The organism is Erythrobacter sp. S259, from assembly GCF_057364965.1.
The window spans coordinates 1,204,548-1,225,886 of record NZ_CP200286.1 but is presented as its reverse complement, the minus strand read 5'-3'; the positions used below and the strand labels follow the sequence as shown (position 1 = coordinate 1,225,886).

Genomic DNA, 21,339 nt, shown 5'->3' with positions numbered 1-21,339 from the left:
GTTAGTTCACGATTTCGTCAGCCAGAAGGCCCACACTCATCGCGTAATAGTTTGAGCAATTGTACTCAAGGATTACGCGGTAGTTGCCGGTCAAAAGCCATGCTGGCTTCCCCGGACCATCAGGTTGGAACAAAGACACTAGTGTATCATCGGCCAAGGGGCGCTGTGGCTGAACACCCAGCGCACGCCATTCTGCGACCGTTTTCCATTGACTATGCCGTTCGTGAACGCGCGAACAAACGGGCGACACCAGTTTTGTTTTGTATGCATCTACATTGAAACCGCTGGGCACAAAAGCGCGCACGCCCCAAGGCTGTCCCGTGCGCCATCCGGCATCGCGGAAATAATTGGCAATCGAGGCAAAGGTATCGGCACGGTTGCTAAAGATGTTGGCGCGGCCATCGCCGTCGCCATCGGTCGCAAGGCGAAGATAAACGGAAGGCAGGAACTGCGGGTTGCCAAATGCGCCTGCATAGCTGCCCACAAGCTCGGAGCGCGCAAAGCCGCGATCAGCAACTTTCATCAAAGCAATCCACTCGCCCTCGAAAAGCTCACGCCTGCGCCCTTCCCATGCGAGCGTTGCAAGGCTGCGCGACAGGTCGAAATTGCCCCGGATGCGCCCGTAGCTTGTCTCATGCCCGAAAATCGCGACGATTATCTCAGCAGGAACGCCGTAGTCGCGCTCCACAGCTCGCAAAATGCCGCTGTTGCCGCGATAGACATTACGGCCCCCGTTGATGCGTGTTGGGTTCACATGCTTGGAAATATAAGGTGCAAGATCAGGATACCCGCGGCGCGTTGGCCGCCCCGGTTGTCCCTGGTCCAGTCGGATGACGCGGGCATTGGGTGTGAGCCCGGTGGTCATGCGCTGAAGCGTCCTTTGTGACACACCTTGCGCCCTCGCTTTGGCTTTGATCCGCTCGATATAGGCATCAAAAGCGATACCATCACGCGCGGCGATCTGCGCATTGGCGGGGCTTGTGGGAGCAATCTGTGTGAGCGCGGCTACACTTATGGTCGCGGCGGCCACAAAAGCGAGAGAGGTAAGTTTGCGAAGTATCATCAAGAGACCATCATACAGCGGGGTTGAATAGATCATGACCAAGCGGTCAGCTGTTACAGGGTAATGGCATGCTTTAGCAGATAGGCATAGTCATCGCTGCATGCTTCCGCAGTTTTCCGGTATTCGCCCTCAAGCTGCGGCAGCGCCACTGGGGGACGGCCAAAACCCGTCGATGCATTGACCTTGTCATACCAATGTGCGCCCCAGACACCGTCCTGGGGAAGCGGCCCTTTGTGCCAAGACAGCATGGCAGTGTCCCAAGGTATCGCAATCCGTTCACACAGTTTCTTGAGCGCGTTAGCCGGATCAAACAAGATCGTATCAGAATCGATGACCGCAGGAGCTGTGCCCGATCGTTCGGCCTCGATATCAAAATATTGCCGCAACTGTGCAAAGCCCAGCATTTCTGGTGAGCGCAGCTCGTTCTTCGCCCGGTAGCTGGCAACGACCCGCTCAGGCGCGCGGATGAGAAACGCGTGGGTGTGATCGGGCATATCGGCAATGGTGACCGGCCCCACCATGTGATGCGGCATATGTTTTTGATACCAGATGGGCAGGTCTTTCGGGACCGCGCCCAATTGGGCCTCCAGCACGCTGACCCAATCGCAATCCATATCGGCGATGGTCTCTTTGGCGAGCGGGTGAGGTTCGCCAGTGGTTTTCAGGAAAGCCCCGTAGAAAGGTTCATCACTCACCGCACAATCGGGCCGTGCACCAAAACTGCGCATCATCGCGGTCGAGATGTTGCGGGGGCCGGACCACATGGCGATCCTGACTGGAGGCGGCATATGCTTCACGCGACATCCCGCTCCATCAGCGCCCGATAAAGCCCGTGTAGGCGCTCAACCATCGTGCCTCGACCGGGCGTGATCGCTCTCCCATCAATATCCGTGACGGGCACGACGCCTGCGAAGGTTCCTGTCACAAAAGCCTCATCCGCGCCGTAGACATCGGTGAGCGAGAAGTTCTTCTCAAACACCGGAATGCCGGCCTCGCGGCACACTTTGATAACATTGCTTCGGGTGATCCCGCCAAGGCAATAATCGCCGCTCGACGTCCAGACTTCGCCCTTACGCACTATGAAAAAGTGAGTGGAATTGCACGTCGCGACAAAGCCATGGGGGTCAAGCATCAAGGCTTCATCCGCGCCTGCCTGTGTCGCCTGAATGCAAGCGGTGATACAGTTGAGCTTTGAATGCGAGTTGAGCTTTTGATCCTGCACAGCCGGGTCTCCGCGCCGAACATGAACAGTAAAGAGACGGATGCCTGTTTCAATGGTCGACGGTAGGGGGCTTTTGTACTCCGGGATGATCACGATGGTCGCAGGCGAGATGACCACGCGCGGGTCCTGATAAGGTGTGGAGCGAATGCCCCGTGTTACCATCAGGCGGATGTGGACGCCTTCTTCGCCGCGCATCGCGTTGCCATCAATCGCCGCATCAATCCGCGCCGCCAGCTCGTCGCGCGTAAGGCCGATGTCCATCGCAATGGCTTTGGCGCCCTCATAAAGACGGTCCATATGCGCACCAAGAAAGGCAACCCTGCCGCGATGAAGGCGAAGGCCCTCCCATACGCCGTCTCCCAGCATAAATCCGCTGTCGAAGACAGATACGCTCGCCTTGCTGCGGGGCACGAGGGTGCCATTGACACTGATCAGGATGGTTTCATTTCGCGGGTCGGGGGCGAAATCATGTGTGCCTTTTGCCATTTTTTCATTCTATCGCACTATACAGTAGTGACAAGCCGCTCACACATCGCTAGCGAGCGTTCCGACCGCGGACAGTTGGCAGAGTGGTTGAATGCACTGGTCTTGAAAACCAGCAAGGGTGCAAGCCCTTCCAGGGTTCGAATCCCTGACTGTCCGCCATTTTTCCCATCAGCCTGCTGCTTTGCTGGTTGAGGTTTGCCCCCTCAAATATGAACCGCTTTACCGTAAGCGCTCAAGACGCTTTCGTGCATCATCTCTGACAGCGTCGGGTGCGGGAAGACCGTTTGCATCAGCTCGGCCTCGGTCGTCTCAAGCGTTTTGCCCACGGTGTAGCCTTGAATCAATTCGGTGACTTCTGCGCCCACCATATGCGCGCCGAGTAGCTCGCCTGTTTTCGCATCGAAAACGGTTTTGATGAAGCCTTCCGCTTCGCCCAGCGCAATCGCTTTGCCGTTGCCGATAAAGGGGAAATTGCCGACTTTGACTTCGTAGCCTTCATCCTTGGCTGCCGCCTCGGTCATGCCGACGCTTGCGACTTGTGGATGGCAGTATGTACAGCCCGGGATGCTTGAGCGGTCGAGCGCGTGCGGGTGAACATTGGTGTCGCCTAGCTCCTGTGCGATAGCTTCGGCCGCAGTCACGCCTTCGTGGCTCGCTTTGTGGGCGAGCCATGGTCCCGGTGTACAATCACCAATCGCCCACAGACCCGCTGACTTCGTGCGGCCGTAAGGGTCAATCTGGATGAACCCGCGGTCCATTTCGGCCAATGTGTCTACGCCGATATTTTCAGTGTTAGGCACGATCCCAATGGCGCTGATGACGTGACTGAACTCGGTGGTCTCAGCTTTGCCGGCCTTGTCCTTGATTGTAGCGGTCACGCCTTTGTCGCCCACTTTCAGGTCTTCGACCCCTGCCCCGGTCATGATTGTAATGCCTTGCTTGGACAGGCTCTTTTCAAGGAAGGTCGAGACATCCGCGTCCTCCACCGGCACGATCCGGTCGAGCATCTCAACAACCGTCACATCAACGCCGATGTCATTGTAGAAGCTTGCAAACTCAATCCCAATCGCACCCGATCCAATCACGAGCAGCTTGGTGGGCTTCTCAGGCGGCGTCATAGCGTGTCTGTACGTCCAAATGCGCTTTCCATCTGCGGGCGCAAAGGGAAGATCACGGGCCCGTGCTCCGGTTGCAACGATGATGTGCTTGGCGCTCAGCTCTTCCGAGCCTTTCTCACCAGTCACCGTCAAAGTGGTCGGGCCGGTCAGTGCGCCCTCGCCCATATGAACGGTGATCTTGTTCTTCTTCATCAGATGCGTGACGCCCTGATTGAGCTGTTTTGCAACGCCGCGTGACCGCTTCACAATCGCAGCGAGATCCGCCTCAATCTCGCCAGCAACACTCAGGCCATAGTCGGAGGCGTGCTGCATTTGGTGAAAGACTTCGGCTGAGCGCAGCATCGCTTTGGTTGGGATACAGCCCCAGTTGAGGCATATCCCGCCAAGCAGCTCGCGTTCGACTATGGCCGTTTTAAGGCCCAATTGCGCACACCGGATAGCAGCCACATAGCCGCCCGGACCTGAACCCAACACGATAACGTCGTAAGCATTTGACATCGCTATAAAACCTTCTTGTTTGTTTCGTGGCTTAGCGCACTTGGCACACTGTTCTGGGGCGGAAAACCTGCTCTCTTGAGTGAGGGCCATGGTGTATGAAAATGAGATAAAAGAAGGTGCGACTTAATCGCCTTCTCCAAGCACGTGATGATGTGCGTAGGTGAACCCTCACTCATGATCTAGGCTGCGGTTTTGCATCGGTTTTAATATCCAGAACCATCCGAGTATGCCGTATGTGACGGCGGCGACGAATGCCGGAAATCCAAGAATTGCGACAGCGCTCCTGCCCGCTAGTGCATAGCTTGCAAGCAAAAGCATAACACCGGCCAGACAGGTAATCTGTGGGAGCAGCCGCGGGGTCTGTACGAGCTGGGAACCTGCAAGCCAAAATGTGAGTAAAGCAATTGGTAGTCCAACGGTCAGACTGCCGAGTAAAGCGAATGACAATATCAGGCCCCAAGCTTCCTCATTGTCCGCGTGAGTGCCGTGCCCAGGTTCCATCAAGACGCCAAAGACGGCTGCAAATGCAACGGCTGCTAGCGCTGCCAAAACGCCGATGAGTATGCCCTTGCCGAGGATTGTGATCCAATGGTTCACTCGAGGATGCCTATACCACCAATCCCATCGGGTTCTCGATCAAGCTCTTGAGCGCTTCCATCAGCTGAGCCCCTTCGGCCCCGTCAATCGCCCGGTGGTCAAAGCTGCCGCTGGCGTGGAGGACGGTGGCGGGCTTGATCTCGCCGTCGATCACATAGGGCACCTTTTGCCCTGCCCCAACCGCAAGGATCATGCCTTGGGGCGGGTTAATGACGGCGTCGAATTGCTTGATCCCGAACATGCCGAGATTAGAGAGGCTGGCCGTACCACCCTGATATTCATGCGGTTGCAGTTTTCCATCGCGCGCTTTGCCTGCAAGCGCTTTCATCTCTGCTGAAATCTGCGCAAGTGGCTTGGTGTCCGCCTCGGTGATGACCGGAGTGATCAGGCCCGAAGGCGCGGCCACCGCTACCGAGATATCGGCGCGCGTGTATTTGCGCATGGTGTCGCCGTGGTAGCTGACATTACAATGCGGAGTGCGAATAAGAGCCTTTGCGAGCGCTTTGATCAGCAGATCATTGACCGAAAGCTTTACGCCGTCTGCCTCTAGAGCGGCGTTCAGCTCGCTGCGCAGTTTAAGCAGCGGATCGAGCACGATATCCATGGTGAGATAATAGTGCGGAACGGTCTGCTTGCTCTCAGTGAGGCGGCGCGCGATGACTTTGCGCACGTTGGAGAGCTTCTCTTCCTCAAATGGAGCGCCGAATTCAGGCACCTGAGTGGCGGTTTTGGGAGCTTCGCTTGGCGCAGATGCTGGTGCAGCGGCGGGCACGTAATTATCAACATCGCTCTTGATGATACGGCCGCCGGGGCCGGTACCTGACACGTCGGCGAGCTCAATGCCTTTGTCGCCTGCAAGCTTTTTCGCGAGCGGTGATGCAATAACGCGGTCGCCTGAACGGACCGGCACACTTGCACTGCCTCCGCTTGCTGCTTCCACATCGGCTTTGACGATGCGACCCTTAGGACCCGAACCTTCGACGCCTGAAAGGTCTACACCTTCATTGGCCGCAATCCGGCGCGCAAGAGGGCTCGCTTTCGGGGCGTTCGCAGTACTGGCAGTAGGGGCGGGTTCTGCAGCGGGTGATTTGGCAGGTTCAGGTGCTGGCGCAGGTTCAGGTGTTGGCGCAGATGCCGCAGACGGCGCGCTCACATCGCCTGCATCCTCGCCTTCCTCGGCGAGCATCGCGATAACCGTGCCAACCGACACATTCTCTGTACCCTCCTCGATCAGGATCGCAGCCAAAGTGCCCTCATCGACCGCTTCAAACTCCATCGTCGCCTTGTCGGTTTCAATCTCAGCCATAATGTCGCCTGAGGCGATTTCGTCACCCACTTTCACGAGCCAACGTGAGAGCGTTCCCTCTTCCATAGTGGGAGAAAGGGCAGGCATCTTGAGTTCAATCGCCATCGGCTATGATGATCCTCATCAGTTTTATGAAAGGTGCAACTTTCCGGTACGGCTTGCACGGCCTTAGGGCAAGTCTTTGATACTTGTGCGACGCCGAGCAGAGTGCAAACTTGCAAATCAAAGCGAATAACGAGATATCTACGCAGCTGATTGGTGGGTCAGAGGAGCATTCATGCGCACATTCCTTGTCATTGTTGACGAAAGCGACGAAGCGCGCGCGGCTTTGCGCTATGCGGCGCGGCGTGCGGTGGCGGTCGGCGGCGCTGTGCATTTGCTCGCAATTGTCGCACAGCAAAGTGTGAGCGCGTTTGGCGGGGTTCAGGCCACGATCGAACAAGAGGCGCGTGACCGGGCAGAGATGCTCGCGCACGGCGTTGCGGGAAATCTGCTTGCGGAAAGCGGCGTTCTCCCGACGATCTCAGTCAAGATTGGCAATGGGGCGAAAATTGTGACCGAGTTTCTTAGCGGCCACACTGAAGTTGCAGCGCTCATCTTGGGCGCGGCAAAGGGAAGCTCTCCCGGACCGCTAGTCACCCACTTCGCAGCGCAGGCGGGTACGTTATCCTGTCCGCTCTATGTCGTGCCGTCAAACTATGATGAGGAAAACAGCGACCACGAGGGTTGAGCCTCGTCCATCTGATCTAACGCCGGCGGCCCTGATGCCGGATATTGCCGGGACGTCCGCGCTTTCCTGCGGTGTATTTGCCATTCTTTGGCCCCGCTTTTCGAGCACCCTTTCCGGCTCCGGTCCGTTTATAACGCGGGGCCGGTCTCGATCCTCGCGGCTCAATCACATTCCCATCTGCATCAAGCGGCGCAAATTTGAGCGCGCCTGTGAGCGCATTCGCCTCCGCCAATTGCAGTCTCAGATGATCGCCCGCTTTATAAGTCGTCCCGCTGTTTTCGCCCACCAGTGCCTGCGCTGCTTCTTCGTAATGGAAGTGCTCTGATCCCAGCGTTGAGACCGGCACCAGTCCGTCTCCGCCAAGCCCAAGGATCGTCGCAAAGAAACCGAAACCTTGCACCCCGGTGATGCGGGTGTCGAACTGCTCGCCCACCCGGCCTGATAGCCATGCGGCAACATAGCGGTCCACGGTGTCACGCTCGGCCTCCATCGCGCGGCGTTCCGTTTGGCTGATCGCGTCGCATACTTCCTTGATGTTGGCGCGGTCTTTGTCGGAGAGACCGCTTGTGTCAGGCAGCGAACCTGGTGGTTTGGGCTGTTCAAGCTTATAGGCATCTACCAATGCCCGGTGCACCAAAAGGTCGGAATAGCGGCGAATGGGCGATGTAAAATGCGCATAAGATCCCAGCGCCAGGCCAAAATGCCCTGTGTTCGCAGGGCCGTAATATGCCTGTGTCTGGCTGCGCAGCACCTGCTCCATTAACTGAGCCTTCTCAGCTTCATCCTCGATGTCTTTAAGAAGCCGGTTAAAAAGACCCGGCGTAACCACCTGACCAAGCGCGAGCTTTTTACCCAGCGTTGCCATATAGTCGCGAAGAGCAATCATCTTCTCGCGTGCGGGAACCTCGTGGTTGCGGTAAACCACAGGAGCGTTTTTCGCCTCAAGCGCCTTGGCCGCTGCGACATTGGCCGCGATCATAAAGTCTTCCACCACCCGGTGTGCATCGAGCCGCTCGCGCACAGCTATTTCTGCGATCTGGCCTTCTTCGTTCAGCACAACGCGCCGCTCTGGCAATTCAAGCTCAAGCGGATCTCGCTTCTCGCGCGCCGCTGCGAGCAGTTTCCAGGCGCCCCATAGGTTTTCAAGGTATTCCGGCGGTTTGCCCGTATCCACTGCGGCCTGCGCATCTTCATAGGCAATATTGTGATGAATTCGCACAATCGCGCGGGTGAAACGCTGTGTCTTGACCGAACCCTGCGCGTCGATATGCACATGACACACCATGGCCGCGCGGTCTTTCTTTTCGCGCAATGAGCACACATCTGCTGAGAGAACCTCAGGAAGCATTGGAACGACGCGGTCGGGAAAATAGACCGAATTGCCGCGCTTCCTTGCCTCTTTGTCGAGCGCTGACCCCGGGCGCACATAAAAGCTCACATCGGCAATGGCGATGAGCGCGTTAAAGCCGCCTTCTCCATCGGGTTCCGCCCAGATTGCATCGTCATGATCGCGCGCATCGGCAGGGTCGATAGCGACTATTGGTACATGGCGCAGGTCTTCGCGGTTTTCCTCGGAAAGCCGCAACTCAGCGGCGAGGGCAGCCTCTTCGTGGACCCCTTTTTGAAAGACGTGAGGGATGCCGTGTTTGGCAATCGCGATAAGACTAAAGCTTTTGGGTGCGAGCGGATCGCCTACCACTTCGACAACTTTGACGCCTGCTCGCTCAGAGCGCCCTGCCCGTTCAGCAATGACAAGCTGGCCTTCCTGTGCTTCGCCCAAATCCACGATTTTTGCCGAATTGCGCACGCGTTTATCGACAGGCGCAAGCCAGGGTTTGCCGGTGCCATCCAGCTCAACGATGCCCATCAGTCCCTCGGTGCGAGGCGGGAGCTTTTTCATGGGGTAGGCTGTCCACCCGCTGTCGGTTTCTTCGGTGCGAGACAGCACCCGGTCGCCGCGTTTGAGCGCAGGCGCGCGTTTACCGCCCTTTTGCTTCATCTCTTTCAGCGTCACGCGGGGCGGGTCTTGGGGCGCTTCGGGCGACCAATTGTCGGGAACAGCGATCGGCTCGCCATCTTCAATCTCTACCACTCGCAGAACGGTCACTTTGGGCACTCCGCCCATCCGGTGATAGGCGGTCTTCTTGCCATCTATTAGCCCCTCTTCCGCCATATCCTTGAGGATACGCTTGAGAGTGATCTTCTCCTGACCTTTGAGCCCAAAGGCGCGCGCAATTTCGCGCTTGCCAGCGGGCAAATCAGAGGACTGGATGAACTCCAGTATCTGTTTTTTGCTTGGCATCCCTTGAGGATGTGAAGATTTTCGATTGGCCATTTAGTAGGCGCGCGCCACCAGAATTCGCTCACTGGCCGGTTTGCCTGAGAATATGCAGGTCCCCTCTGCCGCTTCGCCGCCGCGTGGCACGTTGCGGAACGTCAGCTTCTCCGCTTTGAGCTTTTCGACCACAGCAGCAAGCTCATCGCCGCCAAGTTTGGCCCATTGCACCTCAACCCAGCCGGGATATTTGCCGCCTTTGCGGAAGAAGTTTACCACATCATGCCAGTCGGTCATCCCGCGGGTGATGTTTGCATCCCGGCGCTCTTTCGCTTCGTTAAACAGACTCTTTTGGATGTCTTCAAGAAGCTCAGCCGCATTTGCTGCGAATTCATCGCGGGGGGTGAAGGCCATGGCGGCCTTGCCATTGTCCAAATTCCAAAGCGCATCGCGGCGCAGCACAGCGACCTTACCGTTCTCCATATCGCGCGGGCCCACCTCGACGATAATGGGTGCACCCTTCTTGACCCAATTCCAGCGCTTGGTCGCAGCCTTACCGGGGGATTTGTCGAGCAGTATGCGGATAGGTTCACCCAAAGCGTCCGATCCGACAAGCGATTGGCGAACTTCCTCACAATAGGCCAAAACAGCCTCGTCCTCCGGCTTATCGCGAAGCATCGGCAGGATGATGATCTGATGCGGCGCAATGCGTGGGGGAACGCGCAATCCGTCATCATCGCCGTGGGTCATCACAACGCCGCCGATCATGCGGGTAGAGGTGCCCCAGCTTGTGGTGTGGCACAGCTGATGCTCTCCGTCTTTGTCTTGATAATTGATGCCAGCAGCGCTTGCGAAAGAGGTGCCCAGATAATGCGAAGTGCCCGCTTGCAGAGCCTTGCCGTCCTGCATCATGGCTTCAACCGACCATGTTTCATCTGCGCCGGGAAAACGCTCGTTCTCAGGCTTCTCGCCCGCGATCACAGGCATGGCGAGGTCTTCTTCGAGACACGCGCGGTACATCTCCAGAGCGCGGTGGGTTTCTTCCAAAGCCTCCTCGCGCGTTGCATGCGCCGTGTGGCCTTCCTGCCAAAGAAATTCAGAGGTGCGAAGGAACATCCGCGTGCGCATTTCCCAGCGCACCACATTCGCCCATTGGTTGAGCATGAGCGGCAAATCGCGCCACGATTGCACCCAGCGCGCCATGGCATCGCCAATGATGGTCTCTGAGGTGGGACGCACCACCAGCGGCTCTTCAAGCTTCGCCTCAGGGTCAGGGATAAGCCCGCCCTTCCCATCCGCAATCAGGCGGTGGTGAGTGACAACAGCCATCTCCTTAGCAAACCCGTCGACGTGATCCGCCTCGCGTTCGAAATTGGCGAGCGGGATGAACAATGGAAAATAAGCGTTTGCAATACCGGCGGCCTTGATGCGGTCATCCATCAAACGCTGAACCCGTTCCCAAATCCCGTAGCCCCATGGCTTGATCACCATACAGCCGCGCACACCCGATTCCTCAGCAAGATCGGCGGCGGTGATGACTTCTTGGTACCATTTTGCAAAATCAGCTTCGCGCTTCACATTGAGCGCGTGGCGAACGTTAGACACTTTGGTGTTTCCTATTGGTTGCAGCACTTAAGCATGAGCGGGCGGCCTGCCCCTATTTGCCAAGGTCGTCCAGCTTCTTTTGCATTGCGGCCATTTGCTCTCGCAGCGCGGCGATTTCGTCGTTCGAACCGCCTGCTTGCGGCGCATTTGTTTTCTTTGCGGGGCCCTTGCCCCCCACGCCGGGAATAAAGGTCTCTGCTGCAGCGCGCATCATTGCCATATTGGTTTCATGGATCGCGCTTATCGGATTGTGCTGCATACCCTTTTCAAAGGCCTCACGAATTTCCCCCTGTTTCTCGCGGAAGTTCGTCACGGTTGCCTCAAGATAGGATGGCATCATACTCTGCATCGAATTGCCATACATAGAGATGAGCTGCCGCAGGAAGCTGACGGGCAGCATCTGCTCGCCATTGGCTTCCTCATCCATGATAATCTGGGTGAGGATTGAATGGGTGATGTCATCGCCAGACTTCGCATCGAAGACGGCAAATTCGACATTTTCACGCACCATCCTGGCGAGGTCTTCGAGCGTGATATAACTCGACGAAGCGGTGTTGTAGAGCCGCCGATTGGCGTATTTCTTGATGACAATTGTGCCTTCAGACACATTCATTACCGCCTCTGAAGATTTGCGAGCCATGGGTTTTCCTGAAAAGTGTAATTTGCATCATATTTAGCATGTGCACAAAGTGCAGTGCAACAACGCTCTTGTCCCTGTTGGTAAATCGCTCTTTTCAGCCCCAACGCGTGCCCAGCGTCGTGAGCAATTCATATTGGGAAAAAGCGCTTTGCTGCGCAGCATAAGGGAGGTCGAAGGGCACTCGGAGCCAATCCCCCTCCCCTATGTGCTGTGCGGCGGAGAGATCGACCACAACCATGTCCATCGACACCTTACCAAGGATCGGCAACCGGGCGCCGCCTGAAAAGAGCGCGTTGCCCGGCCCGCGTGCGCGAAGGAAACCATCGGCATAACCCAAGGACACTGTACCGGCGCGAAGATTGCTCTTGGCTACGAATTCACCGTTGTATCCAACCGCGTCCCCTGCATTCAGCGCTCGCACTTGCATGACTGCTGCCTCAAGGTGGGCGACTTGCCTGATGAGAGGTTTAAGCTCAAAGCGAGGAATGCCGCCGTAAAGCGCTAGTCCTGGCCGTGTCAGATCAAACGTATAGTCAGGCCCGAGCACTATTCCGGCACTGTTTGCGAGGCTAGCGCGCTTGTGGGAGACCTGCGGCAGGCAGGCCTTGAATGCGGCGAGTTGCTGGCGATTGGTCTCACCGTCTTCATCTGCGCTCGCCAAATGGCTCATCACAACATCAACATCGAGTTTGGCAATCGCAGGGTCGCCGAGTTCACTTGGTGCCAGCCCTAAGCGGTTGATCCCTGTGTCGATCATGAGATGGCAGATCCCTCCGCCCCCAACAGCCCATCGGCGCGCTTGGGCAAGGGAATTTATCACCGGAACCGCGCCCACCGCCTTGGCATAGGCGACATCGCTATCCCGCACAGGTCCATGAAGCACAGCGATTTGCTGCCCAGGGACATAGTCTAAAAGGGCCGCAACCTCGCTCCAATGCGCGGCAAAGAAGCTCTCGCACCCCGCACCGCGCAAAGCCGGCACGCATGGATCGACGCCCAGACCGTAGCAGTCAGCCTTGACCGCAGCGCCCGCAGACGCCTCGCCTGACAGCTCATCAAGAGCCTTCCAATTGTGGGTCAGCGCCTCGCGGTCGACGCGCAGCCTTAGTGTCGGCTCAGGTGCTTGCATCAGCGCCAAGGTCGTCTTCAAAGTCCCTTGGCGGACCGCTTGGCAGGCCCCACCACGCCACCAGCATACCAAACGCCACCACGCTCCAGGTGTACCAAAGCCCCGCGTAGATATTGCCCGTGCTGGCAACGATAACGCCAGCGATCAAAGGCAAAAACCCGCCGAGATAGCCTGCTCCAATATGATAGGGGATCGACATGGAGGAGTAGCGGATTTTGGGCGGAAACATTTCTGACAAGAGCGCCGCGACTGATCCATATGTGAGCGCTGATAGCATCGCTAACATAAGCAGAATCGCGATTATGCCAACGACATTGGCAAAGCCGGGCTGCTGCTTTGAGAAATCGAACCCGAATTGGCTTAGCGCATTTTGCAAACCTTCGGTTCGTGCTTGGCCGCTTTCATACCATTGGGGCTCATCATTAATGTCATTGCCATCAACGGTGATCGAAAGTTTGTCTCCCGGCACAAGAGTGTAGGACACACCAGATGCAGTCAGCGTGCCAAGGATTTTGCCGCAATCGGTCTGATCCCGGTCAAACAGTTCTGCGAATGGATCGGTCACACAGCCCGGCCCTGTTACCACAATCGGCGTTTTCTCAGAGGCCTCGGCAAGAGCGGGATTGGCAAGGTTGCCAAGGCCCCAAAACGCCGGGAACAACAAAGCAAGCGTTGCGATAGCGCCGATCATGATGGGAAGCTTGCGCCCGACTTTGTCAGACCATTTACCGACAAAGATGTAAAAGCTCATTCCGATTGCGCCTGCAACCAGCAAGATCAGCTCCACCGTGAACGCATCAACATGCATGGGTCCGCGAAGGAAGCTCATGCCTGAGAAAAACGCAGTGTACCAAATCGTGGTGAGTATCCCGGTGACCCCGAAGAGCGCGACAAAAATACGCTTTTTGTTGCCGGGATAGGTGAAGCTTTCAATGAAGGGATTGCCGCTCGTCTCGCCCGCTTCCTTCATCGCCTGAAACACCGGGCTTTCAGAGAGCATCAGTCGCATCCACAAGGAGATCGCGAGCAAGAGAATGGACAAAAGAAACGGCACACGCCAGCCCCATGCCTCAAACTCGGCCTCTGGAATAAGGAAACGGCAAGCGAGAACAACAATGATCGAGAGAACAAATCCGCCCGCCACGCTCGCCTGGATATAGCTGGTGTAATAGCCGCGCTGATCGGGTGGGGAATGTTCGGCGACATAAATCGCAGCCCCGCCATATTCGCCGCCCAAAGCCAGCCCCTGAAGGACACGCAAAACGATCACGATTATGGGTGCCGCTACACCGATGCTGTCGACTGTCGGGATAAAGCCAACGCCTGCTGTCGCTATTCCCATCAAGGTGACGGTCACCAGGAAAGTGTATTTGCGGCCAAGCTTATCGCCTAGAAAGCCGAACAGGATCGCGCCAATCGGACGAAAGGCAAATCCAACCGCAAAGGTCGACCAGACCAGCAAGAGGCCAAGCGTCGGATCATCAACATCGTAAAACGCGTCTTTCAGAATGTAAGCCAGCGTTCCGTAGATGAAGAAATCATACCATTCGAAAACGGTCCCTGCGCTTGATGCCCCAACGACCAGGCGGATTTCTTTCTTCGTCGGTTGGCGCGCGGCGAGTGCGGCTGCGTCACTTGTTACAGATGGTGATGACATGGGTTCCCCGTTTGCCTTGACCCTAAACTGTTGGCCCGGCGCAGTTATGCGCTGCGCGCTCCCTCAGATGAAGGGTTTAGCGCGCGCTTTGCACGGTGGAAAGCGCCTGTGTGATGGCCGTCCACGCTAATAACAAAGCGCCGTGACGGCCTTTATGCAGCAACGCCGATTCAAGCGCGCCAAAACCGGGCCATTCAGGAAGCTTTGCTTCCTCTGCGATGCCGGAGACGAGCCATTCCTCGATCTCTTTTTGCGCCGCGTTGATTTCGCCGACAGACCGCCCTCTTGCGCCCGACGCCATGATGGCTGCGGAGCTTTGCCCGATGGCGCACGCGCTCACCTGCATGCCGATTTGTGTGATCCGGCGCTCGCTATCCACATCCACGCCAAGCGCGATAGAGCTGCCGCAGGTGCGCGAGCGGGCCTGTGTGCGGTAGGTGAACTCTTTATCCAACGGAAAATCGGAGAGCTGCGTTGCCAAAGCCAAGAGACCGGGCGTGTAAAGCTTACTCACTGGGCGCTCAGTGACATTGCAGCCTACCCTTCGCCATCATCGGCGTTCTCACTCTCGCCCAGCAGCTTTGAACGGCGCTCTGCGATCATTTGAACAAGCTCGCGCGAGAACGCATCAGCTGCCGGATATGTGCGCGCCTGCGCTATCCAGTCTGGGCGGCCCTTATATCCCCAGACCGTGTCAAACCCGAGCACGAGAAGCGAAAAGGCAAAGATAACAATGAGCGAGCCCTTTATCGCGCCAAAGCCAAACCCCAGAACCCGGTCGATGGGCCCAAGGATCGAGCCCCGCGATGCCTCCCCAACATTGCCAGCAATAAGCTTCATCGCTGCATACGGGATCAGCAAAAGGATTGCGAAAGCCAAAATGCTAGCGCCGGGATCAAGCGGATAGAGTTGCAGCAGATACCCGGTCAAGTCGCCGTGCAGGTAATAGACCGAGCAAGCTGCCAGGATCCACGCCCCTAAACTGAGTACCTCTTGCACAAGGCCTCTCAAAAACCCTCCAACCGCCGCTACAGCGACGATGATCAAAACGATAATATCAAACCCGGTCATAATAGTTTTGCGAATTATGCTTTTGCAATGATCTGGTCAACGAGATTGGAAAGCTGTCCAATCCCTTTGTAATTAAGCCTCGGTGAGCCGGTCTTTGCATCCGATGGTCCGTACCCATTTGCAAAACCAAGCTTCGCTGCCTCACGCAATCTGAGGTCAGCGTGGGCGACGGGCCGAATTTCGCCTGCCAGCGACACCTCGCCGAACCACGAAGATTTGTCCGGCAGCGGCTTATCAGCGAGCGCAGAGACAAGGGCTGCTGCGACTGCAAGATCCGCAGCGGGATCGGCCAGCCGGTAGCCCCCCGCAATATTCAGATAGACCTCGCATGATGAAAAATTGAGACCGCACCGCGATTCCAAAACCGCAAGCAGCATCGCCAGCCGCCCATTGTCCCATCCCACCACCGCGCGGCGAGGTGTCGCACCTGACTGCAAGCGTACAATAAGCGCTTGTATCTCAACCAATACGGGCCGCGTTCCTTCAAGAGCGGGAAAAACTGCGCTTCCTGCAAGCGGCTGATCACGGCCTGACAAAAACAGCATTGAGGGATTTGAAACCTCTTCCAACCCTTCGCTCACCATAGAAAATACGCCAATCTCATCAACAGCGCCAAACCGGTTTTTGAGCGCTCGAAGGATGCGGTATTGATGGCTGCGCTCGCCCTCAAAGCTCATCACCACATCGACCATATGTTCAAGCACGCGGGGCCCTGCGATGTTTCCATCCTTGGTGACATGGCCAACCAGCACAAGCGCAGTGCCGGTCGCCTTGGCAAAACGAATGAGCTCCAAAGCGCAGCCGCGCACCTGACTGACTGTTCCGGGCGCGCCTTCGATGGTGTCGGAGTGCATTGTTTGAATCGAATCAATGATCAAAAGCGCGGGCGGCTCTCCTTGTCCCAAAGTGGTCAGGATATCGCGAACAGACGTCTCAGCCGCCAGCCGGATAGGAGCATCGGCCACGCCCAGCCGCTGTGCGCGAAGCCTCACCTGTCCGGTGGCTTCCTCGCCGCTGACATAGACCACATCGTTTCCGCCGCGCGCAATGGTCGCAGCGGTTTGAAGCAGCAAAGTGGATTTCCCAATTCCCGGATCACCGCCCATCAGCACAGCTGAACCAGGGACAATGCCGCCTCCCAAAGCGCGGTCGAATTCTGCAAGGCCAGTGGATTTGCGCACTGGTAATTCAGCAGGCCGATTAAGAGGGACAAATTCAATGCCCCTTCCCCCGGTTGAAAGGTCATGTTTCTGCGAGAAAACTGTTGCGGGAACATCCTCCGTCAGCGTGTTCCATTCCCCGCAATCTGCACATTGCCCTTGCCAACGCGGGCTAACCGCGCCGCAATTTGAGCAAACAAATCTCTTTTTGGGCTTTGCCATATCAATAAGAATAACCAGAACATTTGAGGAACGCAATTGCGAACTGTGACAAAACCCTCCATGAAGACCTTGGAATGCGCCAAAAAGAACTTCGCCTCGCTCTCGTCTGTTATGGCGGTGTCAGTCTTGCGGTCTATATGCACGGCGTCACTAAAGAAATTTGGCACGTCGCCAGAGCCAGCCGCGCGCACCTTGATGGCGAAGAGCTGGACGGTGTGGCGGGGGTCTACAAAACGCTGCTTGGGCGCATCGAAACCGAGCATGAGCTGCGTCTTAGGATTATCCCTGATATTTTGACAGGAGCGAGCGCTGGCGGGATCAACGCCGTGTTTCTGGCGCAGGCTCTGTATTCTGGCGGATCTCTAGATCCCATCACTGACCTCTGGCTGCGCAATGCAGACGTTAGCGAGCTTACTGCGTCAGAGGCTAAACCGGTCTGGCGCTTTGCAAAGTTTTGGGCGCAGCCGTTTGCAGACTTGTTCCTGCGAAGAAACGGGAATGCGGTGGATGAAACCGTAGCCCCAGAAACGCGCAATGAAGTGCGGGACAAGGTTTCGTCACTGGTGCGAGGGCGATGGTTTGGGCCGCCATTTTCAGGCGAACGCTTTTCAGAGATGCTGTTCGAGGCGCTCGAAAGCATGAGTGCGGGTGAGCATGGCCCTGTGCTCCTGCCGCCTCACCACCCGGTGAATTTGTTTGTGACTGCCACGGATTTCAGAGGCCACGCAGAGCGGCTGCGGCTGAATTCTCCTGAGGTAGTCCAGGAAACTGAACACCGCATGCCAATTGAATTTTGTTCGAACGCTCCGGTAAGCGGTGGTCAGGAATTGGCAGACCGGCTTGAGCTTGTTGTAGCCGCGCGCGCGACAGCCAGTTTTCCAGGCGCCTTTCCCCCGCTAATCCTCGATGAAATAGACCAGCTTGGCGCATCGAAAGGCCATCACTGGGCCTCACGCGGTGCTTTTCTGGCGCGCACGATGCCTGCCCATATGAGAAGCGGTACGATTGACGAGGTCGCCCTCATTGATGGCGCTGTTCTGGTGAATGCCCCGTTTGGAGCCGCACTAAAGGCGATGGAGGGACGCACATCCCAGCGCGAGGTTGATCGCCGTTTTGTCTATATTGAGCCGAGGCCTGACCGCGCGCCGGTAAGCACTCCCGAAGGCGTTGAGCGGGCTAAGCCTGACCCGCTGGGCTGGTTCGGCACCATCTTTGGTGCGCTTTCAACGATCCCGCGCGAGCAGCCAATCCGCGATGATCTTGAACGGATTGAAAAGCAATCACGCGATGCTCACCGTCTGCGCCAAATCATCCTTGGGCTAAGGCCAGAAATTGACCGCGCGGTGGAAAAGCTGTTTGGGCTTACTTTCTTCCTCGACAGCCCAACGCCCAAGCGGCTTTCAAGCTGGCGGTCAAAAGCTCAGCAGGCAGCAGCCGAGCGCGCGGGCTATACATTCAGCGCCTATGCTCAAACCAAGTACAGCGTGATATTGGAACGGCTTGCGAAGTTGACCCTAGACGCATCCGACGGCGGCGAGACTTCTGATACAGCCACCATCGCAGAAGTGTTCCGGCGCGAGCTCGAGGCTCAAGGGCTGGCTAATCTATGCCAAGAGGCGGGCGGCGCAAGTGCTGAGGCGATTGCGTTTTTCCAGAAGCACGATGTCGGTTTCCGGGTTCGGCGCCTGCAATTGCTAGCCCGGCGCCTATCTCGTGACTGGGAGATTGATCCGGAGATCCCGGACGATGCTCTCGATATTGCGCGGACCAAGATCTACGAAATTCTGGCCATGTACAACCAGGCTTATGACCCGCTGTATTTTGGAGAGGATTTCGCAGCGATAGCGGCAGATGTGCTGGTGAACCCGGCGGCGGTTCTTGACTATCTGGCGGTCCATCGTCTGGAGGCGAAACTGGACGACAAGGCAGAGACGCTTTTAAGCGAAGCCTTATCAGACATGCCCCGCAATCTGCGCAGACGCATGCTCCTCACCTATTTGGGTTTCCCATTCTACGACGTGGCAACCTTGCCTTTGATGCAAAGTGAGCGGCTTGATGAATACAATCCGATCAAGATCGACCGGATTTCACCAGATGATGCACGGTCTATCCGAGAAGGCGGGACACAGGCCACATTGCGAGGCACTGAGTTTTATAACTTTGGTGCGTTCTTCAGCCGCAGTTACCGGGAGAACGATTATCTGTGGGGACGTTTGCACGGGGCGGAACGGATGATTGACCTCATCACCTCGACCCTTGATCACCCCATGCCAACTGTCGCCATGCGCAAAGCAAAGCGCGATGTGTTCCTCGCTATTTTAGACGAGGAAAGTGCAGCGGGGAGATGCGAAAAAGGTCTCATCGCGAAACTGCGGGGCGAGGTGAAGGCGAAACTGGGCTAGCGGTTGCTGTCCCAGATCGCCGTGACGAATGCGTCAGCGCTGATGAATCCGCCCTCACCTCGGTCGATGCCGTCCAATGGCTTTGCAGCGACTGTTTCTTCGAGGGTCATCCCTTTCTCACGCAAAGCATCAACGCGGGCAACGGCTTCACCAATCATAGCACGGTAAGCGGTAAGCTCTGCGGTGTTGGACATCGGACCGTGACCGGGAATGACTTTGGTGTCGCTATCAATCATAGCAAGCACAACATCGAGCGTCCGCAGCGCATCGTAGACGTTGCCGCCAGAATTGGTGTCGATGAAGGGATATCCAGGAATGTTGAAATAAAGATCGCCCATGTGGATCACATTGGCGTTCTCCCAAATCGCGACGCTGTCTCCGTCGGTATGGCCGCCGCCGAAGAACATCAAATTGATCGTGTCATTGTTGAGATTAATGCGAAGGCCTTGCGCATAGGTGACAACCGGCAAGGCTTCAGCCGAGGCAGCTGGTATCCGCTCGGTTCCTTTCGCCATACGCACGCGCACATTGTCGTGCGCAAAGATCGTCGCGCCTGTCTTGCCGAAATGCTCGTTTCCGCCCGTGTGGTCGAAGTGCCAATGGGTGTTCACCACATACTTCACAGGGGTTGCTCCCAAATTCGCAATAGCGCGCTCGATCTTGGTAGATAGCGGCGCAAACTGATCGTCAATTATAAGAGTGGCTTCGCTGCCATGGCTCACCCCAATGTTCCCCCCTGCACCGAACAGGACCGCGATACCCGGCGCGATTTCCTCTGCCGTGATCTCGACGCCGTCAAAATTACGCTGTGCCCATGCGGGTGAGGCTAGCAATGTTGCGGCGGCTATTGTGGTGGTGATCCGGCGGATAGTTTTCATCTCAATGACTCCTTTGACCCGCAGATCGTAGGAAATCGGAGCAAGGGTGTCGAGCAATACTGACACATATGACTGCAATTTGAGGGCGACTCTTTCGAGCCCTAAGCAGCCCTAGAGTTTAAGCGCCAAACGCATCCTTGAGCTTGGTGAAAAAGCTTCTGCTTTCGGGGCACTCGTCGCCTGTTTCCGTTTCGCGGAATTCTTCGAGCAGCTCTTTCTGCTTACGCGAAAGCTTGGTCGGAGTTTCGACCTTAATTTCCACGACTAAGTCACCGCGCCCTCGCCCTTGGAGCACAGGCATACCGGCACCGCGCACGCGAAGCTGCTTGCCCGATTGGATGCCAACCGGGATGTCGATGGTGTTGGTCGAACCATCAAGATCGGGAATGTCTACGCTTCCGCCCAGCGCCGCCGTGGTGAAAGTAACGGGCACGCGCGTCGCAAGAGTGGTTCCCTCGCGCTCAAACAATGCGTGCTGCTTAACGTGAATGAAGATGTACAAATCGCCAGCAGGGGCGCCTCTGCCGCCTGCTTCGCCCTTACCAGAAAGGCGAATGCGCGTGCCGGTGTCGACGCCGGGCGGTATTTCAACTTCAAGAGTTTGGGCCTTGTCGACCCTGCCTTCACCCCGGCAGTCGCCGCATGGGTCTTCGATGATTGCGCCCTGCCCGCCGCAAGTGGGACACGGACGTTCGACTACAAAAAGGCCCTGCTTGGCGCGAACAGCGCCTGCACCGCGGCATGTCGTACAGGTGCGCTCTCCTGTGCCCGGCGTAGCGCCAGAGCCGTCGCAGCTGTTGCAACCGGTGCTGACTTCGATTTCAATCTCGGTGGTTTTGCCGTCGAATGCTTCTTCGAGGCTAATCTCCATATCATAGCGAAGATCGGCGCCACGGCGTTGACGCTGGCGCCCGCCGCCCATTCCGCCGCCGCCACCAAAGGCACTGCCGAAAATGGTCTCGAAAATATCGCCGATATCGCCAAAGCCCTCTTGGCCGCCACCAAATCCGCTTCCGGGACCACCACCGCCAGCCATGCCTTGGGTAAAGGCTTCGTGACCAAAGCGGTCATATGCGGCGCGCTTCTGAGGGTCTTTGAGGACTTCGTACGCCTCGCCAAGCGCCTTGAATTTTGCCTCAGCCTCCGCGTCGCCCGGATTGCGGTCCGGGTGCCACTTCATCGCAGCCTTGCGATAGGCGGATTTAAGCGTGCCCGCGTCAACATCGCGGGAAACACCGAGGGTTTGGTAGTAATCAGCCATGAGAATGCCCTTTAGACCG

Annotated in this window: 18 protein-coding genes and 1 tRNA gene; 3 read left to right on the top strand and 16 right to left on the bottom strand. The window is 57.0% G+C overall.

The features are described 5' to 3' along the window. Position 1: 1 nt before the first annotated feature. Genes AC0V60_RS05800 through AC0V60_RS05790 form a run of 3 tightly spaced genes read right to left on the bottom strand, consistent with a single transcriptional unit; the run spans position 2 to position 2,771 of the window. Entirely contained in the window at positions 2-1,063 is a 1,062-nt protein-coding gene (locus AC0V60_RS05800; protein WP_486179451.1) for a lytic murein transglycosylase, read from the bottom strand. A gap of 53 nt (positions 1,064-1,116) precedes the next feature. Then, positions 1,117-1,851: a sulfotransferase-like domain-containing protein gene (locus AC0V60_RS05795; protein ID WP_486179450.1), complete on the bottom strand. Its 735-nt coding sequence runs from the start codon at positions 1,849-1,851 to the stop codon at positions 1,117-1,119. 5 nt (positions 1,852-1,856) lie between these two features. Then, positions 1,857-2,771, bottom strand: coding sequence for an aminotransferase class IV (locus tag AC0V60_RS05790; RefSeq protein ID WP_486177557.1), 915 nt, complete (start codon positions 2,769-2,771; stop codon positions 1,857-1,859). A 69-nt stretch (positions 2,772-2,840) separates the two neighbouring features. Between AC0V60_RS05790 and AC0V60_RS05785 the strand changes: the two genes are divergently transcribed. Continuing rightward, positions 2,841-2,930: transfer RNA gene (locus AC0V60_RS05785), tRNA-Ser, on the top strand. A 44-nt stretch (positions 2,931-2,974) separates the two neighbouring features. Here AC0V60_RS05785 and lpdA read toward each other — a convergent pair. The 3 genes from lpdA to AC0V60_RS05770 form a co-directional block, all read right to left on the bottom strand. Further along, positions 2,975-4,387: a dihydrolipoyl dehydrogenase gene (gene lpdA / locus AC0V60_RS05780; protein WP_486177556.1), complete on the bottom strand. Its 1,413-nt coding sequence runs from the start codon at positions 4,385-4,387 to the stop codon at positions 2,975-2,977. Between the two features lie 168 nt (positions 4,388-4,555). Next, positions 4,556-4,984, bottom strand: a complete 429-nt coding sequence (locus tag AC0V60_RS05775) for a hypothetical protein (protein WP_486177555.1) — start codon at positions 4,982-4,984, stop codon at positions 4,556-4,558. A 10-nt stretch (positions 4,985-4,994) separates the two neighbouring features. Then, positions 4,995-6,395 (bottom strand): 2-oxo acid dehydrogenase subunit E2, encoded by a 1,401-nt coding sequence (locus tag AC0V60_RS05770; RefSeq protein WP_486177554.1) that lies wholly within the window; start codon positions 6,393-6,395, stop codon positions 4,995-4,997. A 172-nt stretch (positions 6,396-6,567) separates the two neighbouring features. Here AC0V60_RS05770 and AC0V60_RS05765 point away from each other — a divergent pair, with 172 nt between their 5' ends. Beyond that, on the top strand, positions 6,568-7,020 hold the full coding sequence (locus AC0V60_RS05765; RefSeq protein ID WP_486177553.1) for a universal stress protein: 453 nt from the start codon (positions 6,568-6,570) through the stop codon (positions 7,018-7,020). A gap of 16 nt (positions 7,021-7,036) precedes the next feature. On the opposite strand, the gene rnr is transcribed toward AC0V60_RS05765, so the two are convergent. The 8 genes from rnr to radA form a co-directional block, all read right to left on the bottom strand. Further along, positions 7,037-9,322, bottom strand: coding sequence for a ribonuclease R (gene rnr / locus AC0V60_RS05760; RefSeq protein WP_486177552.1), 2,286 nt, complete (start codon positions 9,320-9,322; stop codon positions 7,037-7,039). Positions 9,323-9,355: 33 nt separating this feature from the next. Beyond that, positions 9,356-10,900: a proline--tRNA ligase gene (gene proS / locus AC0V60_RS05755; RefSeq protein ID WP_486177551.1), complete on the bottom strand. Its 1,545-nt coding sequence runs from the start codon at positions 10,898-10,900 to the stop codon at positions 9,356-9,358. A 52-nt stretch (positions 10,901-10,952) separates the two neighbouring features. Continuing rightward, entirely contained in the window at positions 10,953-11,540 is a 588-nt protein-coding gene (phaR, locus tag AC0V60_RS05750) for a polyhydroxyalkanoate synthesis repressor PhaR (RefSeq protein ID WP_486177550.1), read from the bottom strand. Between the two features lie 94 nt (positions 11,541-11,634). Continuing rightward, the gene (gene alr / locus AC0V60_RS05745) at positions 11,635-12,669 is read right to left on the bottom strand and encodes an alanine racemase (protein WP_486177549.1); all 1,035 of its coding nucleotides are present in this window, start codon (positions 12,667-12,669) and stop codon (positions 11,635-11,637) included. Then, positions 12,656-14,326 carry an MFS transporter gene (locus tag AC0V60_RS05740; protein WP_486177548.1) on the bottom strand — a complete coding sequence of 557 codons (1,671 nt, stop codon included), beginning with the start codon at positions 14,324-14,326 and terminating at the stop codon, positions 12,656-12,658. The genes alr and AC0V60_RS05740 overlap by 14 nt, the downstream gene beginning before the upstream one ends. 76 nt (positions 14,327-14,402) lie before the next feature. Further along, the gene (locus AC0V60_RS05735; protein WP_486177547.1) at positions 14,403-14,840 is read right to left on the bottom strand and encodes an iron-sulfur cluster assembly scaffold protein; all 438 of its coding nucleotides are present in this window, start codon (positions 14,838-14,840) and stop codon (positions 14,403-14,405) included. Between the two features lie 23 nt (positions 14,841-14,863). Then, positions 14,864-15,397 (bottom strand): CvpA family protein, encoded by a 534-nt coding sequence (locus tag AC0V60_RS05730; RefSeq protein WP_486177546.1) that lies wholly within the window; start codon positions 15,395-15,397, stop codon positions 14,864-14,866. A gap of 14 nt (positions 15,398-15,411) precedes the next feature. Further along, positions 15,412-16,779, bottom strand: coding sequence for a DNA repair protein RadA (gene radA / locus AC0V60_RS05725; protein WP_486177545.1), 1,368 nt, complete (start codon positions 16,777-16,779; stop codon positions 15,412-15,414). Positions 16,780-16,853: 74 nt separating this feature from the next. Here radA and AC0V60_RS05720 point away from each other — a divergent pair, with 74 nt between their 5' ends. After that, positions 16,854-19,181: a patatin-like protein gene (locus tag AC0V60_RS05720; RefSeq protein WP_486177544.1), complete on the top strand. Its 2,328-nt coding sequence runs from the start codon at positions 16,854-16,856 to the stop codon at positions 19,179-19,181. Here AC0V60_RS05720 and AC0V60_RS05715 read toward each other — a convergent pair. Together AC0V60_RS05715 and dnaJ are read right to left on the bottom strand one after the other, a co-directional pair. Continuing rightward, on the bottom strand, positions 19,178-20,059 hold the full coding sequence (locus AC0V60_RS05715; protein WP_486177543.1) for an MBL fold metallo-hydrolase: 882 nt from the start codon (positions 20,057-20,059) through the stop codon (positions 19,178-19,180). The two genes, AC0V60_RS05720 and AC0V60_RS05715, sit on opposite strands and share 4 nt — an antisense overlap. A gap of 118 nt (positions 20,060-20,177) precedes the next feature. Next, positions 20,178-21,320, bottom strand: a complete 1,143-nt coding sequence (gene dnaJ / locus AC0V60_RS05710) for a molecular chaperone DnaJ (RefSeq protein ID WP_486177542.1) — start codon at positions 21,318-21,320, stop codon at positions 20,178-20,180. Between the last annotated feature and the right edge of the window lie 19 nt (positions 21,321-21,339).

Excerpts from the sequence above, each read along its gene's own strand:
- phaR (WP_486177550.1), bottom strand. The coding sequence starts at position 11,540 with ATGGCTCGCAAATCTTCAGAGGCGGTAATGAATGTGTCTGAAGGCACA.
- radA (WP_486177545.1), bottom strand. The coding sequence starts at position 16,779 with ATGGCAAAGCCCAAAAAGAGATTTGTTTGCTCAAATTGCGGCGCGGTT.
- lpdA (WP_486177556.1), bottom strand. The coding sequence starts at position 4,387 with ATGTCAAATGCTTACGACGTTATCGTGTTGGGTTCAGGTCCGGGCGGC.
- AC0V60_RS05765 (WP_486177553.1), top strand. The coding sequence starts at position 6,568 with ATGCGCACATTCCTTGTCATTGTTGACGAAAGCGACGAAGCGCGCGCG.
- AC0V60_RS05720 (WP_486177544.1), top strand. The coding sequence starts at position 16,854 with ATGCGCCAAAAAGAACTTCGCCTCGCTCTCGTCTGTTATGGCGGTGTC.
- AC0V60_RS05770 (WP_486177554.1), bottom strand. The coding sequence starts at position 6,395 with ATGGCGATTGAACTCAAGATGCCTGCCCTTTCTCCCACTATGGAAGAG.
- dnaJ (WP_486177542.1), bottom strand. The coding sequence starts at position 21,320 with ATGGCTGATTACTACCAAACCCTCGGTGTTTCCCGCGATGTTGACGCG.
- AC0V60_RS05715 (WP_486177543.1), bottom strand. The coding sequence starts at position 20,059 with ATGAAAACTATCCGCCGGATCACCACCACAATAGCCGCCGCAACATTG.
- AC0V60_RS05800 (WP_486179451.1), bottom strand. The coding sequence starts at position 1,063 with ATGATACTTCGCAAACTTACCTCTCTCGCTTTTGTGGCCGCCGCGACC.
- AC0V60_RS05740 (WP_486177548.1), bottom strand. The coding sequence starts at position 14,326 with ATGTCATCACCATCTGTAACAAGTGACGCAGCCGCACTCGCCGCGCGC.
- rnr (WP_486177552.1), bottom strand. The coding sequence starts at position 9,322 with ATGCCAAGCAAAAAACAGATACTGGAGTTCATCCAGTCCTCTGATTTG.
- AC0V60_RS05795 (WP_486179450.1), bottom strand. The coding sequence starts at position 1,851 with ATGCCGCCTCCAGTCAGGATCGCCATGTGGTCCGGCCCCCGCAACATC.
- AC0V60_RS05730 (WP_486177546.1), bottom strand. The coding sequence starts at position 15,397 with ATGACCGGGTTTGATATTATCGTTTTGATCATCGTCGCTGTAGCGGCG.
- alr (WP_486177549.1), bottom strand. The coding sequence starts at position 12,669 with ATGCAAGCACCTGAGCCGACACTAAGGCTGCGCGTCGACCGCGAGGCG.
- AC0V60_RS05790 (WP_486177557.1), bottom strand. The coding sequence starts at position 2,771 with ATGGCAAAAGGCACACATGATTTCGCCCCCGACCCGCGAAATGAAACC.